At 65.4% G+C, this 11,202-nt stretch carries 12 protein-coding genes; 9 read left to right on the plus strand and 3 right to left on the minus strand.

Going from position 1 to position 11,202, the window contains the following annotated elements:
• Positions 1-624 (plus strand): TCP-1/cpn60 chaperonin family protein (locus tag VGH68_RS29595; RefSeq protein ID WP_331607300.1); only part of this gene is annotated, 624 nt, incomplete at its 5' end.
• Between the two features lie 154 nt (positions 625-778).
• Here the strand turns inward: VGH68_RS29595 and cysC are convergent.
• The 3 genes from cysC to VGH68_RS29610 form a co-directional block, all read right to left on the minus strand.
• Complete coding sequence (gene cysC, locus VGH68_RS29600) at positions 779-1,417, minus strand: adenylyl-sulfate kinase (RefSeq protein ID WP_331607301.1); 639 nt, start codon at positions 1,415-1,417, stop codon at positions 779-781.
• Between the two features lie 28 nt (positions 1,418-1,445).
• On the minus strand, positions 1,446-2,657 hold the full coding sequence (locus tag VGH68_RS29605) for a chondroitin 4-O-sulfotransferase (protein WP_331607302.1): 1,212 nt from the start codon (positions 2,655-2,657) through the stop codon (positions 1,446-1,448).
• A 223-nt stretch (positions 2,658-2,880) separates the two neighbouring features.
• Positions 2,881-3,744, minus strand: coding sequence for a hydroxymethylpyrimidine/phosphomethylpyrimidine kinase (locus VGH68_RS29610; protein WP_331607303.1), 864 nt, complete (start codon positions 3,742-3,744; stop codon positions 2,881-2,883).
• Between the two features lie 346 nt (positions 3,745-4,090).
• On the opposite strand from VGH68_RS29610, the gene VGH68_RS29615 reads away from it, so the two are divergent.
• The 8 genes from VGH68_RS29615 to VGH68_RS29650 all read left to right on the plus strand — a co-directional run.
• Positions 4,091-4,261 carry a rubredoxin gene (locus tag VGH68_RS29615; RefSeq protein ID WP_006047743.1) on the plus strand — a complete coding sequence of 57 codons (171 nt, stop codon included), beginning with the start codon at positions 4,091-4,093 and terminating at the stop codon, positions 4,259-4,261.
• A 505-nt stretch (positions 4,262-4,766) separates the two neighbouring features.
• A complete protein-coding gene (locus VGH68_RS29620) occupies positions 4,767-6,197 on the plus strand; it encodes a hypothetical protein (protein ID WP_331607305.1) in 1,431 nt (476 codons plus the stop codon).
• 332 nt (positions 6,198-6,529) lie between these two features.
• On the plus strand, positions 6,530-7,108 hold the full coding sequence (locus VGH68_RS29625) for a YqgE/AlgH family protein (protein WP_331607306.1): 579 nt from the start codon (positions 6,530-6,532) through the stop codon (positions 7,106-7,108).
• Complete coding sequence (gene ruvX, locus VGH68_RS29630; protein ID WP_331607307.1) at positions 7,105-7,545, plus strand: Holliday junction resolvase RuvX; 441 nt, start codon at positions 7,105-7,107, stop codon at positions 7,543-7,545. The genes VGH68_RS29625 and ruvX overlap by 4 nt, the downstream gene beginning before the upstream one ends.
• Positions 7,532-8,071: a bifunctional pyr operon transcriptional regulator/uracil phosphoribosyltransferase PyrR gene (pyrR, locus tag VGH68_RS29635; protein ID WP_331607308.1), complete on the plus strand. Its 540-nt coding sequence runs from the start codon at positions 7,532-7,534 to the stop codon at positions 8,069-8,071. The genes ruvX and pyrR overlap by 14 nt, the downstream gene beginning before the upstream one ends.
• 186 nt (positions 8,072-8,257) lie before the next feature.
• Positions 8,258-9,283 (plus strand): aspartate carbamoyltransferase catalytic subunit, encoded by a 1,026-nt coding sequence (locus tag VGH68_RS29640; protein WP_331607309.1) that lies wholly within the window; start codon positions 8,258-8,260, stop codon positions 9,281-9,283.
• A gap of 69 nt (positions 9,284-9,352) precedes the next feature.
• Positions 9,353-10,633 carry a dihydroorotase gene (locus VGH68_RS29645; protein WP_331607310.1) on the plus strand — a complete coding sequence of 427 codons (1,281 nt, stop codon included), beginning with the start codon at positions 9,353-9,355 and terminating at the stop codon, positions 10,631-10,633.
• A gap of 72 nt (positions 10,634-10,705) precedes the next feature.
• The coding region (locus VGH68_RS29650; protein WP_331607311.1) for a lysophospholipid acyltransferase family protein at positions 10,706-11,202 on the plus strand (497 nt) is incomplete at its 3' end.

The following is an 11,202-nucleotide window of genomic DNA, read 5'->3' on the forward strand; positions in this document are numbered from 1 at the left end:
GCGAACATCGAGGCTCGCGTCAAGCAGGTTCGCACGCAGATCGAAGAAGCGACTTCGGACTACGACCGTGAAAAGCTGCAAGAGCGCGTTGCCAAGTTGGCAGGCGGCGTTGCGGTGATCAAGGTCGGTGCCGCGACGGAAGTCGAAATGAAGGAAAAGAAGGCACGTGTCGAAGACGCACTGCACGCAACGCGCGCGGCTGTGGAAGAAGGCATCGTTGCCGGTGGTGGCGTCGCGCTGATCCGCGCACGCACGGCAATCGCTGGCCTGAAGGGCGCTAACCCCGATCAGGACGCAGGCATCAAGATCGTGCTGCGCGCGATGGAAGAGCCGCTGCGCCAGATCGTCGCGAACGGCGGCGAAGAAGCCAGCGTCGTGGTGGCGGCTGTTGCTGCTGGTCAGGGCAACTACGGCTACAACGCGGCAACCGGCGAGTACGTCGACCTGGTTGACGCTGGTGTCGTGGACCCGACGAAGGTCACGCGCACCGCGCTGCAAAACGCAGCTTCGGTTGCGGGCCTGCTGCTGACGACCGACGCAGCTGTCTGCGAACTGCCGAAGGAAGATGCACCGATGCCTGGCGGTATGCCCGGCGGCATGGGCGGCATGGGCATGGACATGTAATTCCGCTCGGGTCTCGCGGTTCAGCCTCGCGGTTGAACCGTACGACGAGGCCCGGCTGGAAGTCCATCAGGGCAGTGCGCCGCAACGCGCGCTTCCTGAAAGAAAAAACCCGCTTACGAGCGGGTTTTTTCTTTTGGGGCCGATGATTCGCGAGTCAACCCCTCGCTTCGCGACCGGAGCGGCCGGCGGTTGGCTCAAGACATTTTTCGCGCAGATAGTCGAAGATCTGCGCGGCGCTTTCGGCGGGGCTCAACGTCCCTGTCTCGACGTGAAGCTCGGGGGCGTTCGGCGCTTCATAAGGCGCCGACACGCCGGTAAACGAACTGATTTCTCCGGTTTTCGCTTTCGCATAAAGCCCTTTCGGATCGCGGCTTGCGCAGGTCGCAAGCGACGCAGCCAGATAGGTCTCGACGAATTTGTTCTGCCCGATGATCTCGCGCGCCATTGCCCGGTCTTCGCGTATCGGCGAGATCAGTGCGGTGATCACGATCAGGCCGGCGTCGTTCATCAATTGCGCGACATGGGCGACGCGGCGGATATTTTCGCGACGGTCGCCAGGCGCGAAGCCGAGGTCGCTCGCAAGGCCGTGGCGAATGTTGTCGCCGTCGAGCACGTAGCATGCGTGGCCGAGCGCGATCAGTTGCTCTTCGAGCGCGAACGCCAGCGTCGATTTGCCGGAGCCCGACAGGCCGGTGAGCCAGATCGTGGCCGGCTCGTGGTGAAACATGCGCATGCGGTCCTGAATGGCGATCGTGCCGTGAAAGCGTTGCAAGAAGTTTGGCGGCTCTTTCATGGATCGGTTCTCCTGACTCTCCTGACGCTTATTCACAGTGCCAACCTTGCCGCCAGACCCCGGCATTGTGGAGGCTTTCGCTGGAATTGGCGATGGCAACGTGGAAGCCTTCCGGAATGCCGTCCGGCAGCGGAATCGAAAATCCGCTGTACGAGGTAGGATAACCGGCGCCTGCCACATCCGGTCGATGCTCGCCGCTGCAGCCGGTCGCGACGGTCTGCGCGCCGACCCGCACCTCGAGTGCAACGGGTTGCTCCGGTCGGCTGAGATTGACGGCCCAGCCCGACACCACACCGTTGTGAACGGTGTCGACGAAGCCATCGAACAGGTCGGCCGGCGGACGCTGCCGGCTTTGCGCGAACTCCAGATAGGCGTTGATCGGCGCGAGATCGAAGCGGCGGATCACCTCGTGGACTTTCGTAAGAAATGAGCCGTCGAAGCCGAACACCGGCGACGTATAGACATGCGGATTGTCGAGCTTATTTATTTCCGCCTGAATGATCTGAACCAGTTCCAGCGCATTCGAAAAGACGCTCCCGGCTTGCTTCGAATGGGTGTCGACTAGGCGAGTCGCGTCATTGAAGATCTGGTAATCGAAACTGTTGTCGTCGATAAACTTTTGCTTTGCTGCTTCGCTTAAATGACTTTTCCGTTTCGCCGAGCCACTGGTTCTGTTGGTTTCGAAATAGAACGGTAATTTCAGGCCGTTCGAACCGCAAAGCCGCAGCAGGAATTCGCTCATGTTTTCGCAAACACCGACTGTGCCGATCTGCTCGTGCAGATGGGACTGCGCAATCGCGAGGCTCGCTTCATTCACCGCCGGTTGGCCGCTCAGCATCTGAACGAACAGATTTCTGCCGCCAAGCGATTCGCTGACCCATTCGTCGAGCGACAGCGCCCCCTGCTGTGCGAGCGCTTCGGGCGTCGACACGCTGACGCCTCGGGTCACTTCTCCGTTCTTGCCACTCGCCGCGTACCAGTAATGCGAGATCTGCCGCGCGAGCGGTTCGCGCAGCATCGTGCAATAGCTGAGCGGGTGTTTGAGCGTGCGGTGAATGCCGTACGGCTGATGGCCACCGCCGACCCGGGTGGCCAGCAGCTTCTCGCGGCAGTTTTCCCAACCGGCCTGGTCCCAGACGAAGCTAATGAATTGGTCCTTACCTTTGTTCAAATCAAAGAACGAAATAACGGTCGAACCGCCGCATTTCGGTAGATGGATGAAGAAAACGGGAAAGGACATATGGGGGCATATGACAGTTTTGTGATTCGAGAAGTCTAGCCTGATGGTGGCGGCGTCGTTGTAACGGTAAATTACGCGATACCACGCCATACCGCGATGCTATTGAGGTCTAGCCTGCGGCCAAGTTGGCGGCTATCGCAAAACGATCAGTTCAGAAACGAAAGCCCGCATCATTGCGGGCTTCAGGTTGCGACTGCGTGGCCACGTAGCGCGGCCGGAAACGCTAATGCCGCGCCTCACCCGGCGCCGCGCCCGGGCCCGGCGCCGGCGGCGTTTCGTCGTCGTCGCTGCTACGCGCCCAGAAAAACCGGTCGGGCATATAGGCGCCCATGCCGGGCCGGAACGCGTTGCGGATCGCCTGGTACAGGTATTCCTGTCCCTCGCGCACCGCCTCCGCGGGTTCCTGGCCATTGGCCAGCAATGCGGCGATCGCCGAGCCGAGGGTATCCGTTATGCCCGCCAGCCGATGGCTGCCGCGGTCCCACATGTCCTGGCGCAACTGGCCATCTTCGCTGAACAGCGTATTCACGAGGCGATGCGTGCCCGTCTCCGTCGACAGGATGTACTCGCAGCCCTGCGACAGCAGATGCGAGATCGCCGCGTCGAGGCTCGGCGCTTCAGCGTCGCCGTCGGGCTGCGCGAGTGCGAGCAGCGTGGATGAATCGGCGACCAGCAACGTGGTTTGCGGCGCGAGCAGATCGGCGATCGCTTCGCGCAATTCGTCCGCGGCCAGCACGTGCTCGTCGTCGAGCGTGAAGTCGGGGGCGAGAATCAGCGGAATGTCGTCGTAGTCGGCGACCACTTCCGCGATCGCGCTCACCACTTCCGCGCGGGTGCATGCGCCGACCTTGAATGCGGCCACAGGCATGTCCTCGAGCAGCATGCGCGCCTGGGTCGCGACGACTTCGGGATCGAGCCCGGTCACTTCATCGCAGCTGGCCGAGTCGCGCACCGTGTAGCCGGTGAGCACGGAAACGCCGTGACAGCCCATGCTCGCAAGCGTCATCAGGTCGGCTTGCAGGCCGGAGCCGCCGGTGGGATCGGAAAGACCGAAGGTGAGAACGATCGGAGGCGTGTCGCTGGGCATGAAGATGGGTCGAAAGGAGCGGGATTTCTGGCGCGCGATGCGCGAATTGGCTCAATTATGCGGCCTAAACCGCCCCGGAGGCCGTTTTTTCGCACAGCCCGGCCGGTGGTGGCACACCCGAGGCCGCATTGCGGCGAGACTGTCGCGGGTCGCTCGCCGGAAGCTGAGCGGCGTCGCGCGGCGGGCGGGGCAACGGCTGCTTCGGCGGCTCCCGGCGCGCTTGCTGCCGTCACGCGAACGGCCCGGCGCGCGCTACGGTTGCGCGTTTGCGATTGCTAGGCATGGGGGCGGCAACACGGTACCATCATGGCTCCCGTTTCCACGGACTCAACGACGCGACACACGAATGGAATATCAAAGCTGGATGTGCCTGATTTGCGGGTGGATTTACGACGAGGAAGCCGGCTTGCCGGACGAAGGCATTGCGCCGGGTACGCGCTGGGAAGACGTTCCGATCAACTGGACTTGCCCGGAATGCGGGGCGCGCAAGGAAGACTTCGAGATGGTCCAGATCTGATCTTCGGGAAGCCGCCGGCAACGGCGGCCAGCTTTGTCGTGGGTTTGGCTGCTGGATCATTGCACCGCATGCCCGTACCGGTGGTTTGCCGGCCGGGGCATGGCACCGGGACCGGCAAAGCGGGCGGCGCGGCACGCGGTCTGCTTGACCCGCCGAAGCTGCTTGCGCAAGTCGCTTCGAGCGGCGGATGCGGGGCGAAGGGGCGCGCAAGGGGGCGCAAGCGAGCTTGCCGACGCCGTCTGCGGCGATGGTCCCCGCAACGGCCGATTCGGCTGAGCGTGTCGAAGGGCTTGTTGGCGACGATGCGCGGCGCCGGTCCGCTACGCGAACTGCTCGATCTGGCCGGCATACCCGGCATGATGTCTCACCGCGCCGGCACGCCATATCGCCGCGCGCGTCGTGTCGCAACGGTAGTCTGTCATTGTTCTGTCGCCGGTTCGCGCGTTGCCCGGGCATTCTGCATACCGCGCGAAGCGATGGCCTGTCAGCTTCATGTCACCTGCCCATGACCCCTCTATCCGCTGCCCCCGTTACGTTCGACGCTCTGCCCAATCCGCGCGGCGGCGCGGTCCGTCCCGCCGAGCTCGCGCTTGCCGAGGCGACGCTCGCGTTCGAGCAGTGCGGCGAGACCGGCGCCGCGCTGCTGCGCGCGTCGCACGCGCTGCGCACGGCGGGGTGGCTCAGCGCGCAGCGTTTCGCCGACGTGCTCGTGCGTCTGTCGCCGCTTGCAACCGAAGGGCCCGACGAGCCGGGCGACGCGCAAGGCGCGCGGCCGGTATTCGGCGCGGCGCTCGGCCATTTCCGTGCGGCGCTCGAGCGTCACAATCTGCGCGAGCTGAGTTGCTCGCCGGCACTGTTCAATCACTACGGTGCGTTGTGCGCGCAACTGGCCGAGCCCGCTGCCGGGTCCCCGGTCGCGTTCGAAGACCTCGCGCTGTGCGCGCGGCCGGTGCCGCCGGCGTCGCTGCATGCGCGATCCGCCGATCAGCTCGCGCATCTGCGGGCGCGCTACGAGCGCGCGCTGCTGCCGGTGCTGCGCTCGCAGGCCGACACCGGCAGCGCGGTCGCGCTGGCGGTCACCAACGCCGCGCTCGATGAGATCGACATCGTGTTCGCCGAACTCGCCGGTCCCGATCCCTATGACTTCTGGCGGCTCGCGCGGGCCTGCGCGAAAGCACTGCGCGCCGGCGGCCATGCGGTTCGCGAGACCGACGCGCGGCGCTTCTATGCGCGCTGTAACCTCGCGCTCGCCGACCACGCGCGCGGCATCGAGCGCGCGCCACGGTCGCTGGTGCGTGCGACGCTCGCGCTGTTGTGGCGCGATTACGCACTGTTCGGCGCGGCCGCCGAAGATGCCGATCAAGTCGAGATACTCAACGACTACGGGCTGACCGTCGACTGGCATGTCGCCGGTACGCAGTCATCGGAAATGCTATGGGAGGCCGGTGCGCGCGACGCGCAATCGCTCACTGCCGGGCGCAGTACGCTGACTCGCGATCTGGGCGTGCTGACCGTCAACGCGAACGCGTACGAAGACTTCCTTCAGACCGCCGACGCGTCGATCCAGGCGCTCGCCGCGCATGCGCGCGCGGCCGATCAGCCCGAGAAAGCCGATCCGAGCGAGGCATTGCAGGCGGGCGACGCCGCTTACCGGCTGGCCTCGGCGGCCTGCGCGCTCGGCTTGGGCCATGTGGCGCTGCTGGCGGACGCGCTCGGGCTTGCGTGGCGGCGCCGCGCGCATGCCGGGGTCTCGACGCCGGCGGTGCGCGCGCACGTGATCGTCGGCGCACCGGCGGCGGATACGCTCGAACAGGCCGCGGAAGCATTGCGCGCGACGCTGCATAAGGTCGCAGCGGGTGTCGGGCCGGCCGCCGCCAGTCACACGCAAGCGGCTCTCGCCGCGCTGACGCGCGCGATCGAGCAGGGCGGCGCGTGACGCGGGCCGCGCGCCGCGCGGCGGTAACGCCGCGGTCACATTGCTGCCGTGCGCATCGTATGAGCTGACGCGGCCAGCACCGCCATCCACCGCCACCACTTCATCACAAAAAGACACGATCGCGCCATCCATTGCACGGCCCGCTCCACATGCGGCACGCGTGCCGCTCTACGCGGTCTTTCACCGTCTGATCGCCGCATGGCGCGGCCCGCGCGCGTGATAGAGTGCAAACTTGAACCGGCGTCGATGGCGCCCGGCAAAGGTGGCGAAACGCAGTGCGGCGCCACGCTCAAAGCCCGCCATCCCGCATCGTCTTTGCTAAAATCCCGACTATGTCCAAGAGTTCCGATCGCATCAATCTGACCAACCAGTTCCTGATCGCCATGCCCAACATGGCGGATCCGACGTTTTCAGGAACGGTGGTCTACCTTTGCGATCACAGTGAGCGCGGCGCGCTCGGCCTCGTGATCAACCGGCCGACCGATATCGACCTGCAGGCGCTCTTCAATCGCATCGACCTGAAGCTCGAGATCGAACCTCTCCTCCATGTTCCCGTGTACTTCGGCGGCCCGGTGCAAACCGAGCGCGGCTTCGTGCTGCACGATCCGAAAGGCGGCGGCGGGTATACGTCGTCGATGTCGGTGCCCGGCGGCCTCGAAATGACCACTTCGAAAGACGTGCTGGAAGCGGTCGCGAGCGGCACCGGGCCGGAACGTTTTCTGCTCACGCTCGGCCACGCCGGCTGGGGCGCCGGCCAGCTCGAGGACGAAATCTCGAAGAACGGCTGGCTGACCGTCGAGGCCGATCCGAAGATCGTGTTCGACGTGCCGGCCGAAGAACGTCTCGAAGCGGCGTTGGCGCTGCTCGGCATTTCGCTGTCGATGCTCTCGGGCGAGGCTGGCCACGCATGAGCCTGCCTGCCGGACGTGAGGCGACGCTGCTTGCGTTCGACTACGGTAAAAAGCGCATCGGCGTGGCGGTCGGCAATTCACTGACGCGCCGCGCGCAGCCGCTCGTGATCGTGCAGAACCGCAACAAGGACTACTGCTTCGAGACGGTTGGCAAACTGATCGCCGAATGGAAGCCCGACGCGCTCGTGGTCGGCCTGCCGATGCATCCGGACGGCGCGCCGCACGAACGCACCCAGCTTGCGAAGCGTTTCGGTAATCAGCTGAATGGCCGCTTCCGTCTGCCGGTCACGTGGGTCGACGAGCGCTATTCGTCGGTCGAGGCCGAGGCCCAAATCCGCGCCGGTCACGGCCGCGCCGACATGCTCGACGCCGAGGCCGCCCGCATCATCCTCCAGCAATATCTAGACGGACTTTCCGACGATCATGAGTTCCATTGACGCCGAAGCGCTTTATCGCGCGTTGCTCGAGCAGATTCGCGCGGCGTATGGCGACAGGCTCGCCGCCGCGCCGGGCCGTGCGGATGCGGTGGTGCTGGCCGGTATCCACAGCGGTGGCGCGTGGCTTGCCGAACGGCTCGCGCGCGATCTGAACCTGCCGGGCTTCGGCGTGGTGAACGTCGCCTTGCATCGGGACGACTACGCGAAGAAGGGGCTGCACTCGCAGGCAAGTCCGACCTCGCTGCCGTTCGGGGTCGACGGCAGTCGCATCGTGCTGGTCGACGACGTGCTGAACACCGGCCGCACGATCCGCGCGGCGCTCAACGAACTGTACGACTATGGCCGGCCGGCGTCGGTCGAACTCGCGGTGCTCGCCGATCGCGGCGGACGTCAGTTGCCGGTGGCGGCGCGCTTCGTCGGCGGCACCGTGGAGGTGCCTGCCGACGCGACGCTCGTGCTGGCTCGCGAAGACGATGGCGCCGGTGGTCAGCGGTTCTCTTTTCACACTGAAGCACGCGTCGATTAAAGTTCGCGTGGCGTGTGCGCCACAGCCGGCTCTCGCGTGGCGCCGCCAGCAACGCCGCGGCCAGCGCTGTTCGCGCATCGCGCGCGCACGCTGTGTCGAAGTCGTTGTGGATCGTCACACTCAGCGCCGCACGCGGTGCGCCGCGACACAGATCAAGTCGAAGCCCGTATTTGAAGCAGGTACACCATGAACACCGCCACTCAGGCTCAGCAGGATTCCTCCGCCAGCGCGTCCGAGCGCTTTCGCTATGGCTTCCTGAGGGGCAACCCGCAGCTCACGAAAAACGGCGAGCTCAAGCATCTGTTGTCGATCGAGGGTCTGCCGAAGTCCATCGTCAATCACATTCTCGATAGCGCCGACCAGTTCGTCAGCGTGACCGATCGCGAAGTGAAAAAGGTGCCGCTGCTGCGCGGCAAGTCGGTGTTCAATCTGTTTTTCGAGAACTCGACGCGTACCCGCACCACGTTCGAAATCGCCGCGACGCGCCTGTCGGCCGACGTGCTGAATTTGAACATCAATGCGTCGTCGACGAGCAAGGGCGAATCGCTGCTGGACACGATCAACAACCTGTCGGCGATGCACGCGGACCTGTTCGTGGTGCGGCACGCATCGAGCGGCGCGCCGTACCTGATCGCGCAGCACTGCGCGCCGCACGTGCATGTGATCAATGCGGGCGATGGCCGGCACGCGCACCCGACCCAGGGTCTGCTCGACATGTACACGATCCGCCATTACAAGAAGGACTTCACGAAGCTGCGCGTGGCGATCGTCGGCGACATCCTGCATTCGCGCGTCGCGCGCTCGGACATTCATGCGCTGACCACGCTCGGCGTGCCCGAAGTGCGCGCGATCGGTCCGCGCACGCTGCTGCCGGGCGGGCTCGAGCAGATGGGCGTGCGGGTGTTTCACAACCTCGACGAAGGCCTGAAGGACGTCGACGTGATCATCATGCTGCGCCTGCAGAACGAGCGCATGAGCGGCGCGCTGTTGCCGTCGGCGCAGGAGTACTTCAAGAGCTGGGGTCTCACGCCCGAGCGTCTCGCGCTCGCCGCGCCCGATGCGATCGTGATGCATCCGGGTCCGATGAACCGTGGCGTCGAGATCGACTCGCAGGTCGCGGACGGCCCGCAATCGGTGATCCTCAACCAGGTGACGTTCGGCATCGCTGTGCGTATGGCGGTGATGGGGATCGTCGCGGGCAATCACGACTAGGCGACGACCACGCAACAGCAAGTCGATAGCTGAACCACGGGCTGAACTCAGGTTTAACAAAGGCAGCGCATGAAGATTCATATTCAAGGCGGCACGCTGATCGATCCGGTCGCGGGCACCGAACATCAGCAGGACGTTTTTATCGACGCGGGCAAGATCGCCGCGCTTGGCGGCGCGCCCGCCGGCTTCCACGCGGAGCGCACGATCGACGCGCGCGGCCTGACGGTCGCGCCGGGTCTCGTCGACTTGTGCGCGCGTCTGCGCGAGCCGGGCTACGAGCACAAGGCGACGCTCGAATCGGAAATGGCCGCTGCGCTCGCGGGCGGCGTGACGAGCCTCGTCTGTCCGCCGGACACCGATCCGACGCTCGATGAACCAGGCCTCGTCGAAATGCTGAAGTTTCGCGCGCGCAACCTGAGCCAGGCGCACGTGTATCCGCTGGGCGCGCTGACGGTCGGTCTCAAGGGGCAGGTGATCACCGAAATGGTCCAGCTGACCGAAGCGGGCTGCGTCGGGTTTTCGCAGGCCGACTCGCCGATCGTCGACACCCAGGTGCTGATGCGCGCGCTGCAGTACGCGAGGACTTATGGCTACACCGCGTGGCTGCGTCCGGTCGATGCGTATCTCGGCCGGGGCGGCGTCGCCGCGAGCGGCGCGCTGGCATCGCGGCTCGGTTTGTCGGGCGTGCCGGTCGCCGCGGAGACGATCGCGCTGCATACGATCTTCGAACTGGTGCGCGTGACCGGCGCGCGCGTGCATCTGTCGCATGTGTCGTCGGCGGCAGGCATCGCGCTCGTGCGTGCGGCGAAGGCCGAGGGGTTGCCGGTGTCGTGCGACGTCACCGTGAACCATGTGCATCTGATCGACGTCGATCTGGGCTACTTCGACGCGCAGTTCCGGCTCGATCCGCCGCTGCGCCAGCAGCGCGATCGCGAAGCGATCCGCGCGGGTCTCGTCGACGGCACCATCGACGCGATCTGCTCGGCCCACACGCCCGTCGACGACGACGAAAAGCTATTGCCGTTTGCCGAGGCGACACCGGGCGCAACCGGGCTCGAACTGTTGCTGTCGCTGACGGTGAAATGGGCCGACGAAGCGGGCGTGCCGCTCGCGACTGCGCTGAACCGCATCACGGCTTCGCCGGCCCACGTGCTCGGGCTTGCAACGGCCGGCTGCGTCGCGGTCGGCGCGGTGGCCGACCTGTGCGTGTTCGAGCGCGGCGCGCATTGGCGCGTCGAGCCGCGCGCACTCAGGAGCCAAGGGCACAACACGCCGTTCCTCGGCTATGAATTGCCGGCGCGTGTGCGGGCGACTGTCGTGTCCGGTCAGCTCGTGTACGAAGCGCACTGAGCGGCGACCGGAGCGCCATCCGAAGCGGCATCGTCAAGGTCAGTCAAGGTCAGTCAAGGAAAGCCAACCGTCATGAAGCTCACGTTACGCAAGGTTCGTCTGATCGCGCATCTGCTGCACGGCGTGTGGACCGTCGCGACGTGCTTCCCGAATGCGAGCGCCGAGCGGCGTCACGCGCTCAATCGCGCATGGTCGCTGAAGATGCTGCGCCTGTGCGGACTACGGCTCGTCGTGCATAACGACGCCGCGCGCTTGGACACGGGCGCGCTGGTCGTCGCCAACCACATTTCGTGGATCGACATCTACGTGATCAACGCATGGCGGCCGACACCGTTCGTGTCGAAGGCGGAGATCCGTCAATGGCCGGTGGTCGGCTGGCTCGCGCAGCAGCTCGATACGGTGTTTATCCAGCGCGAAAAGCGCAGCGACGCGAAGCGGATCATGCACGAGCTGTCGGAACGGCTGAGTGCGGGCGAACTGATGTGCGTGTTTCCGGAGGGCACGACGTCGGACGGGCTCGCGCTGCTGCCGTTTCACGCGAACCTGTTCCAGGCGGCGGTGTCGGCCGG

Source organism: Paraburkholderia sp. (assembly GCF_036488505.1).
Lineage (GTDB): Bacteria > Pseudomonadota > Gammaproteobacteria > Burkholderiales > Burkholderiaceae > Paraburkholderia.